This is a genomic window from Kineosporia sp. NBRC 101677 (assembly GCF_030269265.1).
In the GTDB taxonomy this organism is placed as follows: domain Bacteria; phylum Actinomycetota; class Actinomycetes; order Actinomycetales; family Kineosporiaceae; genus Kineosporia; species Kineosporia rhizophila.
In genome coordinates this window covers 724,132-740,479 of record NZ_BSTA01000002.1, presented here as the reverse complement: position 1 = coordinate 740,479, position 16,348 = coordinate 724,132, and the positions used below count along the sequence as shown (strand labels likewise).

Sequence of the window (16,348 nt, the reverse complement as noted above, 5' to 3'; positions counted from 1 at the left end):
GCCCCTCCGCGCGACCTACAGGCGCCGGTCCACCTGCCGATCGCGCAGGTCGACGGTGTACGCGGCGCGGGCCCGGGACAGCACCCGCTCGATCTCGCCGCCGATCAGCTCGTGCTTCTCCAGCAATGCGTCACGCAGCGCCTCGACCAGGTGCCGGTTCTGCTCCAGCAGCTCCCGGGTGGCCTGCTTGCGGGCGGTCAGCAGCTCCTCCAGCATCCGGCGGCCCTCGCCGTCGCCCATCACCCGGCCGACCAGGTCGCCGCCGTCCGCTCCGCCCGAGGCAGCGAACGAGATCAGGGTGTCGGACATCCCCGAGGCCCCGATCATCTGCGCAGCCACCGTGGTCGCGTAGGTGAGGTCCCCCGCCGGCCCGGTCGAGACGTCCCCGAAGAACAGCTCTTCGGCCACCTGACCGCCGAACGCGATCGAGATCAGGGCGCCCAGCTCGGAGCGGGAACGGGTGTACACGTCGTCGCGGTCGCCGTGGGCCAGCAGCCCCAGCGAGTTCGCCCGCTTGACGATGGTCAGGATCTCCAGCCGCCGGTGCGGGGCGAGCAGCCAGGCGGTGACCGCGTGCCCGGCCTCGTGCGTGGCGATCAGCTGCAGCTCGTGCTCGGTGTAGCCGACCGGCTGCCCCAGCCCGACCTCGGTGACCAGCCGGGCGTGCTCGACGTCGCTCCAGGACATCCCGTAGGCGCCCCGCCGCACCGCGTTCACCAGGGCCTCGTCCAGCAGGTTCTCGATCTTGACCGGGCTGTACCCCTGGGTGACCCCGGCCAGCGCGTCCCGGTGCTCCCCGTCGGCCAGCTCCGCCTCGTGCGCCTTGCGGGTCAGGAAGTGGTCGATCAGCTCCCGGCGGCCGACCTTGTCCGGCAGCCCGAACGTCATCCGGCGGTCGAACCGGCCCGGACGCAGCAGCGCCGGGTCGAGCGCGTCGGCCCGGTTGGTGGCCGCGATGACCATCACGTTCACCGGCTCCGGACGAGGCCGCGGAAGCTGGCGGCCGGCCGGCATCAGCAGGTTGATCCGGTCGACGCCCCAGCCGAGGACCCGCTGCGCGGGAGTCAGCTCGTCGAACGACTGCATCTGCACCAGCAGTTCGTTCACCACCGCACCGACGTCACTGCTGACCATCCGCTCGACCTGGAGGCCCGGCGCCGCCGCCGGGTTCGCCATGGCCAGACCGGTGAGCCCACCACAGTCGCTCATCCCGGACGTGACCATCGGCGAACCGGTGGCCGCGGCCCGGGTCACGCCGCCGCGGGCCAGGGCGATCGCGTCGATCTCCTCGATGAACGCGATCGCGCCGCCCTCGCGGCGGGCGGCCTTGCGCAGCTCTCTGAAGAACGAGCGGATCTTGCGGCCGGTGGCGCCGTAGTAGGAGGACTGGAACGCGGTGGCCGAGACGAACAGGAACGGCACCCCCGCCTCGGCCGCCATCGCCTTGGCCATGAGCGTCTTGCCGGTCCCGGGGGCGCCCTCGAACAGCAGCCCACGCCGGGCCGTGCCGCCCATCCGGCTCCGGAAGGTCATCGCCGAGCGGAACAGCTCCAGCGAGCGGCGCACGTCTTCGGCCACCGGAGCCAGGCCCTTCACGTCGCTGATCCGCACATCGATCTGCCCGGGCCGGTAGAGCACGTGCGGCGAACGCCCGGTGAGCGTCATCGTGCCCGCCGACACCGCCAGCATCAGCGTGAAGAAGATGATCACGGTGAGCAGGAACGGGTCGACCGCGGGCAACGCCGGCAGGATCGGATTGCCGGTCAGGTAGCGGGCCCAGCACCAGGCCGCCACCACGACCCCGGCGAGCAGCACCCGGCTGAGCCGCCGCCGCTGACCCTTGGCCCGTTCGCGGTCCACGTCGTCCAGCACCGTGTCCTGGAAAGCCCGCTCGTCCCGCAGCACCCGGCGTCCCGGCAGCACCGTCTCGCTCGCCAAACCGTCCTCCAAAGTCGTGATCGGACCAGGAGACACCGCGAACCTTGCCAGATGCTGGCGGAGCGTGATCGTTCACCCACCCGGCGGTCAGCCGACCGCCCGGAGGCACTACGCGCGCGCACTCAAAGTGACCGGGCGCCTACCGACTCAGGCGAAGAGGTCGGTCTCCCGACCGAGCTCGTCCCGCGTCCCGCCTGCGGTACCCCGCACCAGGCGGTAGAACTCCAGACCCATCACCGGCTGGCTCACGTCGTTGCTGAGCGCGAAGTAGGTGCCGTTCGGGCTGACCTTCACCTGGGTGACGTGGGCGCGCAGGGCCTCGACCTTGGCGGCGGTGAAGGCGGTGGCGTCGATCGCGGCGGTGACCTGGTCGTCCGGCACGACCATGCTGGGCAGCCGGTCTTCCGGATCAGGCCCGGTGTAGTCCTCGCCCATCCCGTCGCGCAGGGTGCGCAGCGCCTCGCGGGTCAGGGTCTCGGGCATGACCGTCCAGTAGACCTTCGGCACCACCCAGGGCGCCTCGTCGTCGGGCCCGGCCAGGGCGGCCAGCTCGACCCCGCGCATCATCACCAGGTGGGCCTGCACGTGGTCGGGGTGGCCGTAACCACCGCCGGGCTCGTAGCCCACCACCACCTGAGGCCTCAGCTCACGCAGCAGGGCGGCCAGCCGTTCGGCCGGCTCCTCCACGTCGACCAGCGCGAAGGCCCCGGCGGGCGGGTTGGGCGAAGGCACGACCCCGCCGTCGTGGTCGTAGGCCATGCCCGAGTCGGCGTAGACCACTCCCCCGCCGGCCCGTACCTCTTCGGCCGGCCGCCCCGGGACGGAGGGGTCGCCGAGGAATCGGTGGTCGCGCACCCCCAGCGCCGTCATCGCCGATGCCAGCTCCCCCACCCGGTACTCGCCCAGGCGGTCCGGGTGCGCCAGGTGGGCCAGCTCTGCCGGGATCACCTCGCCCTGCTCACCCCGGGTGCAGGTGACCAGCGTGACCTCCACGCCCTCGGCGGCGTACTTCGCCATGGTGGCGCCGTTGCCGATCGTCTCGTCGTCGGGGTGGGCGTGCACGAGGACGAGGCGCCTGAGGTCGTCGGTCATGCCGCCATTCTCGCCCACAAACTGAAGACGTCGGTGGGCACCCGAGGTGCTCACCGACGTCTTCAGTTGGTGCAGTTTCGTTCAGACCTAGGCCGCAACTCCCGGCCGGGAGGGCGTGTCGCCCGGGAAGTGGCAGGCCGCGCTCGCCCCGGAGGAAGTGAGCTCGAGGCCGGGATCGACCTCGGCGCACACCGACTGCGCCTTCCAGCACCGGGTGCGGAACCGGCAGCCCGAGGGCGGGTTGGCCGGGCTCGGCGGGTCACCCTCCAGCACGATCTGGTTGCCCTTGCCGCGCATGCTCGGGTCGGGGTTCGGCACGGCCGACAGCAACGCCTTGGTGTAGGGGTGCTGCGGGTCGTTGTAGACCTGCTCCTTCTCGCCCAGCTCGACGATCCGGCCCAGGTACATCACCGCCACCCGGTGCGAGATGTGCCGCACCACCGACAGGTCGTGGGCGATGAAGATCAGCGAGATGCCCAGCCGCCGCTGCAGGTCCTGCAGCAGGTTGATGACCTGGGCCTGGACCGACACGTCGAGCGCGGAGACCGGCTCGTCGCAGATCAGCAGCTTCGGGTTCAGGGCCAGGCCCCGGGCGATCCCGATGCGCTGACGCTGACCGCCGGAGAACTGGTGCGCGTAACGGTCGATGTGCTCGGGCGACAGGCCGACCAGCGACATCAGCTCCCGCACCCGCTCGGTGCGCTTCTCCTTCGGCACCGCGTCCGGGTGGATCTGCAGCGGCTCGGCGATGATGTCGCCGACCGTCATCCTCGGGTTCAGCGAGGTGTACGGGTCCTGGAAGATCATCTGGACGTCGCGGCGCATCGCCTTGAGCTTGGAGCCCGAGGCCCCGACCATCTCCCGGCCGGTCAGCGAGATCGACCCGGAGGTCGGCGTCTCCAGACCGATCAGCAGCTTGGCCAGGGTGGACTTGCCGCAGCCGGACTCACCGACCACGCCGATCGTCTCACCGGGGTAGACCTGCAGGTCGACCCCGTCGACCGCCTGGACGGCGCCGACCTGGCGCTTGACCACGATGCCCTGGCGCAGCGGGAAGTGCTTGACCAGGCCGCGGACGGTCAGGATGGGCTCGGTCCCGGTCACGGTACCGGTGCCCCCGGTGGTTTCAGCGGACACCATGGGAGACCACCTCCTCGGCGAAGTGACAGGCGGAGTAACGGGTTCCGTCGAGCTCGACGGCCGGCGGCGGCGGGTCCTGCCGGCAGATGTCCTCGGCCCGCGGGCAGCGGGCGGCGAACGGGCAGCCCGGTGGGATCCGCAGCAGGCTCGGCGGCAGGCCGGGGATGGCGTAGAGCCGGTCGCCGGCCCCGGTCAGCCGCGGCATCGACTCCAGCAGACCCACCGTGTAGGGGTGGGCCGGGCGGGAGAAGACGTCGACCGCGGGACCGTGCTCGACGGTCCGGCCGGCGTACATCACGCTGATCACGTCGGCGGTCTCGGCCACCACGCCGAGGTCGTGGGTGATCAGGATCAGGCCGCTGCCGGTCTCCCGGCGCATCTCCGCCAGCAGCTCCATGACCTGGGCCTGGACCGTCACGTCGAGGGCGGTGGTGGGCTCGTCGGCGATGATGATGTCCGGGTCCAGCGCGATCGCCATGGCGATCATGATGCGCTGGCGCATACCCCCGGAGAACTGGTGCGGGTAGTCGGTGACCCGGGCGGCGGCGCCCGGGATCCGCACCTTGTCCATCAGCTCGACGGCCTTCTTCCGGGAGTCCTTGCGGGACATCCCGCGGTGGACCTGGAAGAGCTCGCCGATCTGCTCACCCACCGTGTACACGGGGTTGAGCGCGGACAGGGCGTCCTGGAAGACCATGGCGATGCGCTGACCGCGGTACAGCCGGCGCTCCTTCTCCGGCATGGTCAGCAGGTCTTTCCCGCGGAACTTGATCGTCCCGGAGGTGATCTCGGCCGGCGGCATGTCGAGGATGCCCATGATCGCCTGCGCGGTCACCGACTTCCCCGAGCCGGACTCGCCCAGGATGGCCAGGGTCTGGCCCCGGGCGAGGTCGAGGTCGACCTTGTTGACGGCCTGGGCGGCCCCGTCGCGGGTGCGGAACACCACGCTCAGGTCGCGCACCTGCAGCAGCGGCTGGCTCTCGTCGACGTCGGGCTTCCCGTCGGCCGAGCCCAGGTTCTCGGTTCTCTGGCTGAACATCCGCTCGCTCACATCGTCTTCGGGTCGAGGGCCTCGCGGACGACGTCGCCGAGCGCGATGAAGGCCAGCACGGTCAGGGAGAGGAACAGCGCCGGGAAGAGGAGCATGTGCGGGGTGTTGCGGATGTACGCGGCGGCGTCGTTGATCGCGATGCCCCACGAGACCACCGGCGGCTGCAGCCCGATACCGAGGAACGACAGGGTCGCCTCGGCCCCGATGTAGCCACCCAGGCTGATCGTGCTGATCACGATCACCGGGGCGACCGCGTTCGGCAGGATGTGCTTGCGGATCATCCAGCTCCGGCTGGCCCCGAGCGCCCGGGAGGCGGCCACGAAGTCGGCCTGCTTGACCTGGATCACCGCGGACCGGGCGACCCGGGCGGTGGACGGCCAGGACAGCGCCGAGATCGCCAGGGCGACCTTCAGGATGTTCAGGAAGTCGCTGGTCGGCGGGGTCGGGATCGAGCTCAGGATGATGATGCTGCCGAGCAGGATCGGGATACCGATGAAGATGTCGGTGACCCGGGAGAGCAGGATGTCGATCCAGCCGCCGTAGAAGCCGGCGTAGATGCCCATCCCGGCGCCGACGACCAGCGCCATCAGGGTGGACAGCGTGCCGACCATGATCGACGCACGGGCCCCGAACATGGTGCGGGCGTAGACGTCACAGCCCTGCACGTCGTAGCCGAACCAGGCGTCCGCACTGGGCTCGCCGCGGGAGCGGCCGGCCTGGCAGTCACGCGGGTCGGCGTTGGTGAACAGGCCCGGCCAGATGGCCATCACGACCAGGACCGCGATCAGCACCAGCGCGCCCCAGAACACCCAGGACCCCCGCAGGGTCTCCCAGGCGTCGCCGGCCAGGGTGCGCGAGCGGCCGGCCTCGGCGACCGCCGCGGTGGGGGTGCCCGGAGCACCCTCGACGGTGTCGAGCGCAGCGAGGTTGTCGGGTTCACTCATAACGGATCCTTGGGTCGAGCCGGGCGTACAGCAGGTCCACGAGCAGGTTCACCAGCAGGATCACCAGAACCACGAGCGTGGTGACACTGACGACGGTGGCGTTCTCGCGGATCCGCAGTGCGTGGTACAGCAGTCCGCCGAGTCCCTGGATGTTGAAGACACCCTCGGTCACGATCGCGCCGCCGAGCAGGATGCCGACGTCCGCGCCGATGTAGGTGATCACCGGGATCAGGGAGTTCCGGATCACGTGCTTGCGCAGCACCATGCCGCGGGGCAGGCCCTTGGCGATCGCGGTGCGCACGTGGTCGGCCTTCAGCGTCTCCAGCAGGCTGGCCCGGGTGAGTCTGAGCACGTAGGCCAGCGAGAGACAGGCCAGGACGAAGCCCGGCAGGATCAGGTCTCCCCAGGGAGCCCCGTAGCCCACCGTCACGCTGAACAGGCCGGCCTTGACGCCCAGCACGTACTGCAGTACGTAGCCGATGACGAAGGCCGGAAAAGAAATGGCCACAAGGCTGGAGAACAGGAAGAATCCGTCGAGGTAGCCGCCCTTGCGCAGGGCCGCCGCGATCCCGAGCCCGATGCCCAGGAAGATCTCGAAGAGGATGGCCACCACGGTGAGCTTGACGGTGATCGGGAAGGCCGCGGAGGCCTCCTCGAGGACGGTCGAGCCGGTCGAGGTGGTGCCGAAGTCGCCCTGCAGCATGTTCCAGAGGAAGTGCAGGTACTGGATGGGCAGAGCCTCGTCCAGGTGCAGCCGCTCGGTCTCGGCCTGGATGAACGCGTCCGTGCAGGGGCGCTGACCACATCGACTGGCGAACGGGTCGCCAGGGATGGCCCAGGCCATCGCGTAGATGAAGAACGTGGTGCCGATCAGCACCGGAATCATCATCAACAGGCGTCTGACGATGTAACGCCCCATGGCTTTCGCCTACCCTTCATGGGTTTTTGCCCGACAATCGGCCGGCCCCGCGATGTGGCTGCAGGACCGGCCGGTCGTGAGTCGCGCTATTCGCGATAGTGCGGTTCTTCCTGAGGTACCACCCCGCCCGTGCTGGGGCGGGGTGGAACCGGGGACTTACGTGATCTCAGCGGCGAGCGGTGATCAGCTCTTGACCGCGACGCTGCTGAGGTCGATGGTGCTCTTCGGCGTGGTCTTGACGTTGGTCAGCCGGTCGGACCAGACCGCCTGCTGCGCCTGGTACCACAGCGGGATGATCGTCATGTTCTCGGCCAGCCGGGCCTCGGCGGCCTGGTAGTCGGCGTACGCCTCTTCACCCTCGGCGGCGTTGGCCTTCTTGATCAGCTCGTCGAACTGGGCGTCGGAGAACCGGCCGTCGTTGGAGCCCGCACCGGTCGCGTACAGCGGCTCGAGGAAGTTCTGGATGTGCGGGTAGTCCATCTGCCACCCGGTCCGGAACATGTTGTCCATCTTGTCGCCGGTCACGTCGGCCCGCAGGGTGGCGAAGTCGACGTAGGCCTTGGCGTTGCACTCGACCTCGAGGGCGTTCTTGATGCTGTTGCAGATCGCCTCGGCGGCTTCCTTGTTACCCGGGCCGTCAGCGTTGTAGCTGTACGAGAACGGACCCTTGAACTTGGACTTGGCCAGGTACTCCTTGGCCTTCGCCGGGTCGTAGGTGCAGAACTCGCCACAGGCGCCGGCCTTGTAGCCGTCCACCACCGGGGAGACCCAGCCGGTGGCCGGGGTACGGCCGCCGTTGTACACCGACTTGGTGATGGTCTCCCGGTCGATCGCCAGGGACAGCGCCTTGCCGATGTTCGGGTCGTCCTTGAAGCGGTCGCTGTACTGCGGCAGCGTCGCGGTCTGGATGACACCCACGGCCTTGTTCAGGAAGTGGTCGGGCCGGTCGGTCTGGTACTGGTCGTCGACCAGGTTGGCGGCCGGGACCTGGTCCATGAAGTCCAGGTTGCCGGCGAGCACGTCGGAGTAACCGGCCGAGTCGGACGTGTAGGTCTTGAACACGGCCTGGGCGATCTGCGGCTTGTCCTCGCCCTTGTACCCGGACCAGGCGTCGAGCGTGAAGCCCGTGTTGCCGTCACCCGCGGTGATCTGGAACGGGCCGTTGCCGATCGGCTTCTTGCCGAAGGCCTCCGGGTCGTCGAAGAACGCCTGGGGCAGCGGGAAGAAGGCGGTGTAGCCGACCATCGTCACGAAGAACGACTGCGCGCTGGCGAGCTTGACCGTGAACTCGGTGTCGCTGACCTTGGTCAGGCCACTGAGCTTGTCGGTGTCGGGCTTCGGGGCCTCCTTCGGGCCGTCCTCGTCGGGGTCGGCCGGGTTGATCTCGGCGTAGCCCTCGAAGGAGGAGAAGAAGTAGTTGTTCAGCGCCGCGTTGGGGCCGTAGGCCGTCCAGTTCCAGGCGTTGATGAAGCTGTCCGAGTTGACCGGGGTGCCGTCCTGGAAGGTCTGGCCTTCCTTCAGCTTCACGGTCCAGGTGATGTTGTCGTCCGACTCGATCGACTCGGCCATCGACATCTCGGGGGCGGCCGTGTCGGTGTTGTAGTCGACCAGGCCACGGAAGACGTTGTCGAGGATGTTGCCACCGCCGACCTCGTTCGTGTTGCCCGGGACCAGGGGGTTCTGGGGCTTCACGTTGTAGACGCTGATGGAGGCGTCGCTGTTGGTGCTGCCGCCCCCGTCACCCTCGTCGTCGCTGCCGCCACCGCACGCGGTCAGGGCCAGGGCCCCCGCCACGAACAGAGCACCCGCAGCAATCAGCCTGCGCTGCTTCACTCGTCGTTCTCCTTAGGTTTCCGACATCACGGCTCGAGCCGGGCGCTGGTCGCACACGACCCGTCCAAGCGCCTGCACTCTTGGTACCGGATTCGGGACACGATAGGCGTTCGCAGCTGATTACGATCCGGACAAGGATGCTTCGTCAACAGCTGCTCGGCACGATGAAACCACGTTCGAAAAGCCGTTCCGACCGGACGATCTTCGGCGTCGTCGCGGTCGGTCGCACAGGCAACTACCGACCGTTCCGGTCGGACAAGGCGCGGCCACGGGAAGGTCTCGAAACCGACACAATGCCCTCGCGCACTAGCCCAGACCAGGCGAAACGGACAAGCAAATATCGACCCGTGACGTTGAACACATGCCGACGCACAGGCAACATCAATTTACCTGCCGGACACAAATCTTGCACACGCGGAAGCCCCGCCCCCCAGATGGACTGCAGGAGACGGGGCTTCAGCGAAAGATCGGCGAGCGGTCCGGTCACCGCCCGTTCGACCCGTACGGCCTAAGGCCCGACCTAGCCCCGCTTGGCGCGGGCGGTGGCCCGGGCCCGCTCGGTGGCGTCCAGGATGACCTTGCGGATGCGCACCGCCTCGGGGGTCACCTCGACGCACTCGTCGTCGCGGCAGAACTCCAGGCACTGCTCCAGGGAGAGCTTGCGCGGCGGCACCAGGCGCTCGAAGTTGTCCGCGGTGGACGAGCGCATGTTGGTGAGCTTCTTCTCCTTGGTGATGTTCACGTCCATGTCGTCGGCCCGGGAGTTCTCCCCGACGATCATGCCTTCGTAGACCAGGGTGGTCGGCTCCACGAAGAGCGTGCCGCGCTCCTGCAGGTTGGTGATCGCGAACGCGGTCACCGCGCCGGCCCGGTCGGCCACCAGCGAGCCGGAGGGACGGGTGCGCAGCTCGCCGACCCAGGGCTCGTAGCCCTCGAACGTGGCGTGGGCGATACCGGTGCCGCGGGTGTCGGTGAGGAACTCGGTCCGGAAGCCGATCAGGCCTCGCGAGGGGACCAGCCACTCCATCCGGATCCAGCCGGTGCCGTGGTTGGACATCTGCTCCATCCGGCCCGCGCGGACCGCCAGGAGCTGGGTGATCGCGCCCATGTACTCCTCGGGGGCGTCGATGGTCAGGCGCTCGAACGGCTCGTGGACCTTGCCGTCGACCTCCTTGGTGACCACCTGCGGCTTGCCCACGGTGAGCTCGAACATCTCCCGGCGCATGGTCTCCACCAGGATGGCCAGCGCCAGCTCACCGCGGCCCTGCACCTCCCAGGTGTCGGGACGCTCGGTGTTCAGCACCCGCATCGAGACGTTACCGATCAGCTCCCGGTCCAGCCGGTCCTTGATCAGGCGGGCGGTGACCTTGGTGCCCTTGACCGTGCGGCCGGCCAGCGGCGAGGAGTTGGCGCCGATGGTCATCGAGATGGCCGGCTCGTCGACCGTGATCAGCGGCAGCGGGTGCGGGTCCTCGGCGTCGGCCAGGGTCTCGCCGATGGTGATCTCCGGGATACCGGCGATGGCGACGATGTCACCCGGGCCGGCCTCCTCGGCGGGCTCACGGGTGAGCGCCTTGGTGATCATCAGCTCGGTGATCTTCACCCGGCTGACCGTGCCGTCCTGCTTGCACCAGGCCACCTGCTGGCCCTTGCGCATCGTGCCGTTGTGGATCCGGCACAGGGCCAGACGGCCCAGGAACGGCGAGGCGTCGAGGTTGGTGACGTGCGCCTGCAGCGGCATCTTGTCGTCGTAGGACGGCGCCGGCACGGTGTCGAGCAGCACCTGGAACAGCGGCTCGAGGTTCTCCGAGTCGGGCAGCTCGCCGTTGGCCGGGCGGTTCAGCGAGGCCCGGCCGGCCCGGCCCGAGGCGTAGACGATCGGGAAGTCGAGCGCCGCGTCCGGGTCGAGGCCGGTGCCGTCGAGCAGGTCCATGAACAGCTCGTAGGTCTCGTCCACGACCTCGGAGATCCGGGCGTCGGGGCGGTCGGTCTTGTTCACCACCAGGATCACCGGCATGTGCGCCTGCAGCGCCTTGCGCAGCACGAACCGGGTCTGCGGGAGCGGGCCCTCGGAGGCGTCGACCAGCAGGGCGATCGCGTCGACCATGCTCAGGCCGCGCTCCACCTCACCGCCGAAGTCGGCGTGGCCGGGGGTGTCGATGATGTTGAAGGTGACCCCACCGTCGGGTGCGCCCGGACCGGAGTACCGCACCGCAGTGTTCTTCGCGAGAATGGTGATGCCCTTCTCGCGCTCCAGGTCGTTGGAGTCCATCGCCCGGTCGTCCACGTGAGCGTGGTCGCCGAAGGAGCCGGTCTGCCAGAGCATGGCATCGACGAGCGTGGTCTTTCCGTGGTCGACGTGGGCGACAATGGCGACATTGCGCAGGTCGTCACGGGTCTGCGTAGGCATGCGAAAGGCCGATCCGGTTGGGGGGTGATGACTCTCCATGTTACCCGCGCCTCAGCGGGCCTGACGTTCCTCCGCCAGAGCGGTGAGCGCGGTGACGATCGGCACGTCCGCGGGCAGCCAGCCGACCTCACCCCAGCGGCCCAGCGGCAGGTGCCGCAACTCGTCGTGCACCTCGATCGGGGCGGGCTCGCCCTCGGTCACCCGGACCAGCCAGACCCGCATCCGGTGGCTCGGCGGCAGGTCCCAGCCCAGCCCGTTCGGGGCCGGAAGTTCCTCCCCCACCTCGACCTTCACCCCGAGCTCCTCGGCCAGCTCCCGGTGCAGGGCCTGCAGCGGCTCCTCCCCCGGGTCGACCTTGCCGCCGGGCAGTTCCCAGCCCCCGGCCAGGTGCGGCGGCTCGGTGCGGCGGGCGGCCAGGAGCACGGTGGGGCGGCGCAGGTCGTCGACGACGGCCGCGCCGACCACCAGAACGGGCTGGAATGTGTCAGTCACGGCGAGCAGCATCCCAACGTTGCGTGACCGGTGCACGAAGGCGACCCGACCCGGCCGTGAATCCGGGCGGGATTGTGATCCACGTCCTACGCTGAGGCCATGCCTGAACTGCTGACCATGCAGGAGCTGGACACCGCCCTGGTGGGGCTGCCCGCCGTGCACAAGTCCGGTACGTCACTGCTGCGGGTGCGGGTCAAGGCCCCCGGGTTCCCCCAGGCGGTGGAGCTGATCTCCCGGGTGGCGCTGAGCGCCGAGGAGATGAACCACCACCCCGACGTCGACCTGCGCTTCGACAAGGTCACGTTCACCCTGAGCACGCACGTCTCCGGCGGGGTGACCGCCCTCGACGTGGAGCTGGCCCAGCGGATCATGGTGCACGTCGACGCGGTGGGCGCCGAGGTGCTGCCCCCGGCCGCCCGGGTGGAGCTGGCCATCGACACCGCCGACGCCGACGCGATCCGGCCGTTCTGGAAGGCCGGCCTGGGCTACGTGGAGCGCCGCGGCGACGAGGGCGTCGAACTGCACAACCCGGACGAGGTCGGCCCGGTGGTCTGGTTCCAGCCCAGTCAGGAGCCGCGGACCCAGCGCAACCGGATCCACTTCGACGTCTACGTCGCCTTCGACGAGGCCCCCCGGCGGGTGGCCGAGGTGGTCCAGGCCGGCGGCCGGCTGGTCACCGACGAGTTCGCCCCGGACTGGTGGGTGCTGGCCGACGCCGACGGCAACGAGCTCTGCGTCTGCACCCAGTAGGGCCGGATCAGGGCGCCGGCGCCGACCAGGTGTCGGCGTTCCAGGTCGGTCCGGCCCAGCTGGGGTTGTACTGCACGTTCTGCACCTGGGCGGACGTGGCCAGCAGGGCCGGGTAGGCGAACAGCGGCACCGTGGCGATGTCCTCCCACAACGTGGTGTCGAGCTGCTCCAGCAGGCTGAGCTGCCGGTCCGGGTCGAGCTCCGAGTACAGCCGCTCCAGCAGCAGGTCGACGTTCTTGTTGCGGTAGCCGATGTAGTTCTGCGTGCCCTTGCTGACATAGATGCTGTATGTCTGGCTGAGCATGGCCGAGCTGGTCCAGGCGTACAGCGCCGCGTCGAAGTCGCCGCGCTTGAGCTCGGAGGAGAAGAACGTGTAGCTGCCCCCGTCCTCGATCTTGAAACCCGCCTTTTCGCAGGACTTCTTGATCAGCTTGACCTCGGTCTCCCGGCGCAGGTCGGGGGCCAGGTAGGCGATCCGGACCTTGGTGCCGGTCTTCTTGGTCTGCTTCAGGATCTGCCGGGCACCCTCCACGTCCACCTCTGCGAACGCCTGCCCACCGGTCGCCGCGGTCTGCTCGTAGCCCTTCTGGAAAGGTGTCCGGAACCGCGACTGCAGCACCTCGGCCTGCGGGTTCACCGGTTTGATGAGCTCGTCCAGGATCTGCCGGCGGGGAAGGCACTTGGCGAACGCCTGGCGCAGGGCCCGCGAGCGGAACTTGCCCTCGAAGTTGAAGTCCAGGTGTTCCCAGACGAACGAGTCGTGGTGCGAGACCCGCACCGCCTCCCCCGCCGCCCCCAGCGTCTTCAGCATCGCCTCGGTCGGGGTCGGGTCGATGACCTGCACCTCGCCGTCGATCAGGGCCTGGGCCTGCTCGTCCTCCGGGATCATCCGGATCACCACGTTGCGGGCCGCGGGCACGGTGCCCCACCACTTCGGGTTCGGCTCCAGGGTCAGCGCCTCGCCGGGTTTCCAGGAGGCCACCTGGTACGGGCCCGCACTGGGGGCCAGCGCGGTGTCGTAGCGGCCGTCGGTGAACACCCAGGCGGTGTTGTAGAACCGGCCGAGCTTCTGCATGGTGGCGCTCTTGCCCTGCTCGGCCGCGGCGATCACGTCCTTCACCCCCGAGCCCTTCTCGGCGATGTGCGCGGGAAGGATGGTGCCGGGGCCGAAAAGTGAGGTCCAGTCGGCGAAGACCCGGTCGAAGGTGACGGTGAAGCTGCGGTCGCCGTCGGCACACTCCGGCCGGGAGACGTCGGCCCAGGCGGCCGGGGTGAAGGCGGAGAACGCGGTGAGCTTGGTCCCGGTGTACTGGTCGCGCTTGCCGGTGGGCCACTTGCCCACGTTGGCGGCCCAGGCCAGTACCGCGTCGTCGCAGTCGAGGGGTTCACCGTCGGACCAGACCGCTTCTTCGGCGAAGGTGTACTGCACCGTCTGGGGGTTGCTGCTGACCTGCTCGAAGGAGCCGAAGTCGGTGTCGGGCACCCGCTCGCCGTCCGGCCCGAAGTACCAGAAGCCGCGCAGCACGTGGTTCAGCACCACGGCGTTGGCCGGGTTGGCCTGCTCGGCGACATTGTTGTTGTAGGAGGAGAACTCGCGGGCCGAGGCGTAGCTGATCGAGATCGGCGCAGTGGTGGGGGTGGCCGAGGCGCTGCCCCGTTCCCCGTCGGGTGTACGGGAGCTCTCGTCCGCCTCGTCGTCACCGCCCGAGCAGGCGGCGAGCGCCAGCACGACGGCGGCGAGCACCGCGATCCACGACCGGCCCGGCATCGAACGGCTCAAGCGGAGTTCCTTTCCCGAGCGACGTCTCACCGGGGGTACCCCCTCGACCATCCTGTCCAATAAATCCACTAGCGCCCAGATCCGCAAGGCAGGCGACTGCCTGTTACCGACCTGTGACGCTGCGATGACCAAAGGTACAGATCTGACCGCTGAGGCGGCACACCCGTCTGGAAGGTACGGTTGATCACTCCGGCAGGCTCAGGACGGAGGCGGACGATGGGCCGAAAATGGCATCCCGTGCGTCCTCCGGTCGAACGTTGCCCGATCCACAGCAAGAACATCTACCCCAGCTCGGCCGTGGCCGGCATCAAGGCCCGCGAGGTCGAGGCCAAGGAGGGGCTGGAGTCCGGCGCGATGGACACGTTCTACTGCGAGGACTCCAAGGGCTGGCACATCGGCCACCGGTCGATCCGGGCCCGCATCGAACGCAAGTGGTCGGTCTGAGGAGACAACCGGTGGACGTAGAACGGATCCGCTCGCACTTCCCCGCGCTGGCCGAGGGGGCGGCGCACTTCGACGGCGCCGGGGGCACCCAGACGGCCGACGTGGTGGGCGACGCGGTGCGCGACACGATGCTGTCGGCGATCTCCAACCGTTCCACCTTCACCCGGGCCGAGCAGCGCGCCGAACAGGTGGTCGCGCAGACCCGCGGGGCGCTGGCCGACCTGCTCGACGCCGATCCCGGCGGGGTGGTGTTCGGCCGCAGCATGACGGCGCTCACCTTCGAGTTCTCCCGGGCGCTGGCGAAGACCTGGCGGCCCGGCGACGAGGTGGTGCTCAGCCGGCTCGACCACGACGCGAACGTGCGGCCGTGGGTGATCGCGGCCGAGAACGCCGGGGCCACGGTGCGCTGGATCGACTTCGATCCGGAGACCGGCGAACTGGAGGACGTGTCGGCGCACCTGGGTGAGCGCACTCGCCTGGTCGCCGTCACGGGTGCGTCGAACCTGATCGGCACGCGGCCGGCGCTGCGGCCGATCGCCGATGCGGTGCACGCCGCCGGAGCCCTGTTCTACGTCGACGCCGTGCACCTGGCCGCCCATGCGCCGGTCTCGCTGGCCGAGTTCGGCGCCGACTTCCTGGCCTGCTCGCCCTACAAGTTCTTCGGTCCGCACTGCGGGGTGGTCGCGGCCGCCCCGGAACTGCTGGCCGAGCTGCACCCCGACAAGCTGGCCCCCTCGTCGGACGCGGTGCCGGAGCGGTTCGAGCTGGGCACGCTGCCGTACGAGCTGATGGCCGGCGTCACGGCGGCGATCGACTTCCTGGCCGGGCTGGAGCCGGAGGCGACCGGGAGCCGGCGGGAGCGGATCGTCACCTCGATGACGGCGGCGGCCGCGCACGAGGACGCCCTGCGGGCGAAGATCGAGGCCGGGCTGGCCGAGCTGAACGCCCTGAGCCCGCTCACGGTGTGGTCCCGGGCCGCCGAGCGCACCCCGACGCTCCTGGTCACCTTCGCCGAGCACGAGGCCGCCGACGCCTACCCGTTCCTGGCCGAGCGCGGCGTCAACGCCCCGGCCGGTTCGTTCTACGCCTACGAGACGGCCCGGCGGCTCGGCCTCGGCGCGGCCGGGGGCCTGCGCTTCGGCCTGTCCGCCTACAACAACGACGAGGACGTGGACCGGCTGCTGGCCGGCCTGCGCGAGTTCCTCAGCCGCTGACCCGCCGTAGGTACCACTGCAGGCCGCCCATCGCCGCGTCGAGCCCGGCGGTGGCCACGACCAGCGAACGTCCCACTCCCCGGGGCTGCCGGGGCAGCACCGCCAGACAGGTGAGGACCCAGGCGGAGTTGACTGCGGCAGACCGGCCGAGCGCGGTCGGCGTCGGGTTCCGGGCGGCCGCCGCCAGCAGCGCCGAGCTGGCCAGAAGCGCCCCGGTCACCCAGGGCCGGGAACGCCCCGAGGGATCGACGAGCCGGTAGGCCGCGGGTGCGGCGGTCACTGCGGCCCCCGCGGCCAGACAGCCCAGTGAATCGAGATTCAGGACCAGTCGCCGCGGTTCC

Annotated in this window: 14 protein-coding genes; 3 read left to right on the top strand and 11 right to left on the bottom strand. The window is 69.5% G+C overall.

Features of this window, described 5'->3' with window-relative positions:
• Window positions 1–15: 15 nt before the first annotated feature.
• The 9 genes from QSK18_RS08790 to QSK18_RS08750 form a co-directional block, all read right to left on the bottom strand.
• Window positions 16–1,938: an AAA family ATPase gene (locus tag QSK18_RS08790; protein WP_285617716.1), complete on the bottom strand. Its 1,923-nt coding sequence runs from the start codon at window positions 1,936–1,938 to the stop codon at window positions 16–18.
• 147 nt (window positions 1,939–2,085) lie between these two features.
• The gene (gene mshB / locus QSK18_RS08785) at window positions 2,086–3,030 is read right to left on the bottom strand and encodes an N-acetyl-1-D-myo-inositol-2-amino-2-deoxy-alpha-D-glucopyranoside deacetylase (protein ID WP_285617715.1); all 945 of its coding nucleotides are present in this window, start codon (window positions 3,028–3,030) and stop codon (window positions 2,086–2,088) included.
• Between the two features lie 87 nt (window positions 3,031–3,117).
• Window positions 3,118–4,170: an ABC transporter ATP-binding protein gene (locus tag QSK18_RS08780; protein WP_232809279.1), complete on the bottom strand. Its 1,053-nt coding sequence runs from the start codon at window positions 4,168–4,170 to the stop codon at window positions 3,118–3,120.
• A complete protein-coding gene (locus QSK18_RS08775) occupies window positions 4,157–5,209 on the bottom strand; it encodes an ABC transporter ATP-binding protein (RefSeq protein ID WP_232809280.1) in 1,053 nt (350 codons plus the stop codon). Before QSK18_RS08775 ends, QSK18_RS08780 begins: the two co-directional genes overlap by 14 nt.
• Window positions 5,210–5,217: 8 nt before the next feature.
• Window positions 5,218–6,165, bottom strand: a complete 948-nt coding sequence (locus QSK18_RS08770) for an ABC transporter permease (protein ID WP_285617714.1) — start codon at window positions 6,163–6,165, stop codon at window positions 5,218–5,220.
• Window positions 6,158–7,084: an ABC transporter permease gene (locus tag QSK18_RS08765; protein WP_232809282.1), complete on the bottom strand. Its 927-nt coding sequence runs from the start codon at window positions 7,082–7,084 to the stop codon at window positions 6,158–6,160. Before QSK18_RS08765 ends, QSK18_RS08770 begins: the two co-directional genes overlap by 8 nt.
• 183 nt (window positions 7,085–7,267) lie before the next feature.
• Window positions 7,268–8,917, bottom strand: a complete 1,650-nt coding sequence (locus QSK18_RS08760; protein ID WP_285617713.1) for a peptide ABC transporter substrate-binding protein — start codon at window positions 8,915–8,917, stop codon at window positions 7,268–7,270.
• Window positions 8,918–9,437: 520 nt separating this feature from the next.
• The gene (typA, locus tag QSK18_RS08755) at window positions 9,438–11,327 is read right to left on the bottom strand and encodes a translational GTPase TypA (RefSeq protein WP_285617712.1); all 1,890 of its coding nucleotides are present in this window, start codon (window positions 11,325–11,327) and stop codon (window positions 9,438–9,440) included.
• A gap of 51 nt (window positions 11,328–11,378) precedes the next feature.
• Window positions 11,379–11,831, bottom strand: coding sequence for a (deoxy)nucleoside triphosphate pyrophosphohydrolase (locus tag QSK18_RS08750; protein WP_232809285.1), 453 nt, complete (start codon window positions 11,829–11,831; stop codon window positions 11,379–11,381).
• Window positions 11,832–11,918: 87 nt separating this feature from the next.
• Between QSK18_RS08750 and QSK18_RS08745 the strand changes: the two genes are divergently transcribed.
• Complete coding sequence (locus tag QSK18_RS08745) at window positions 11,919–12,569, top strand: 4a-hydroxytetrahydrobiopterin dehydratase (protein ID WP_285617710.1); 651 nt, start codon at window positions 11,919–11,921, stop codon at window positions 12,567–12,569.
• Window positions 12,570–12,576: 7 nt separating this feature from the next.
• On the opposite strand, the gene QSK18_RS08740 is transcribed toward QSK18_RS08745, so the two are convergent.
• Window positions 12,577–14,349: an ABC transporter family substrate-binding protein gene (locus QSK18_RS08740; RefSeq protein WP_285617709.1), complete on the bottom strand. Its 1,773-nt coding sequence runs from the start codon at window positions 14,347–14,349 to the stop codon at window positions 12,577–12,579.
• A gap of 237 nt (window positions 14,350–14,586) precedes the next feature.
• Here QSK18_RS08740 and QSK18_RS08735 point away from each other — a divergent pair, with 237 nt between their 5' ends.
• Entirely contained in the window at window positions 14,587–14,793 is a 207-nt protein-coding gene (locus QSK18_RS08735; protein ID WP_232809288.1) for a hypothetical protein, read from the top strand.
• 11 nt (window positions 14,794–14,804) lie between these two features.
• Window positions 14,805–16,007, top strand: coding sequence for a cysteine desulfurase-like protein (locus tag QSK18_RS08730; RefSeq protein WP_232809289.1), 1,203 nt, complete (start codon window positions 14,805–14,807; stop codon window positions 16,005–16,007).
• Here QSK18_RS08730 and QSK18_RS08725 read toward each other — a convergent pair.
• Window positions 15,997–16,287 carry a hypothetical protein gene (locus tag QSK18_RS08725; protein ID WP_285617708.1) on the bottom strand — a complete coding sequence of 97 codons (291 nt, stop codon included), beginning with the start codon at window positions 16,285–16,287 and terminating at the stop codon, window positions 15,997–15,999. The two genes, QSK18_RS08730 and QSK18_RS08725, sit on opposite strands and share 11 nt — an antisense overlap.
• Window positions 16,288–16,348 lie beyond the last annotated feature (61 nt).

What these genes read in the sequence shown, in the direction of transcription:
- mshB (WP_285617715.1), bottom strand. Translation starts at nt 3,030, where the DNA reads ATGACCGACGACCTCAGGCGCCTCGTCCTCGTGCACGCCCACCCCGAC.
- QSK18_RS08780 (WP_232809279.1), bottom strand. Translation starts at nt 4,170, where the DNA reads ATGGTGTCCGCTGAAACCACCGGGGGCACCGGTACCGTGACCGGGACC.
- QSK18_RS08775 (WP_232809280.1), bottom strand. Translation starts at nt 5,209, where the DNA reads ATGTTCAGCCAGAGAACCGAGAACCTGGGCTCGGCCGACGGGAAGCCC.
- QSK18_RS08770 (WP_285617714.1), bottom strand. Translation starts at nt 6,165, where the DNA reads ATGAGTGAACCCGACAACCTCGCTGCGCTCGACACCGTCGAGGGTGCT.
- QSK18_RS08765 (WP_232809282.1), bottom strand. Translation starts at nt 7,084, where the DNA reads ATGGGGCGTTACATCGTCAGACGCCTGTTGATGATGATTCCGGTGCTG.
- typA (WP_285617712.1), bottom strand. Translation starts at nt 11,327, where the DNA reads ATGCCTACGCAGACCCGTGACGACCTGCGCAATGTCGCCATTGTCGCC.
- QSK18_RS08750 (WP_232809285.1), bottom strand. Translation starts at nt 11,831, where the DNA reads ATGCTGCTCGCCGTGACTGACACATTCCAGCCCGTTCTGGTGGTCGGC.
- QSK18_RS08745 (WP_285617710.1), top strand. Translation starts at nt 11,919, where the DNA reads ATGCCTGAACTGCTGACCATGCAGGAGCTGGACACCGCCCTGGTGGGG.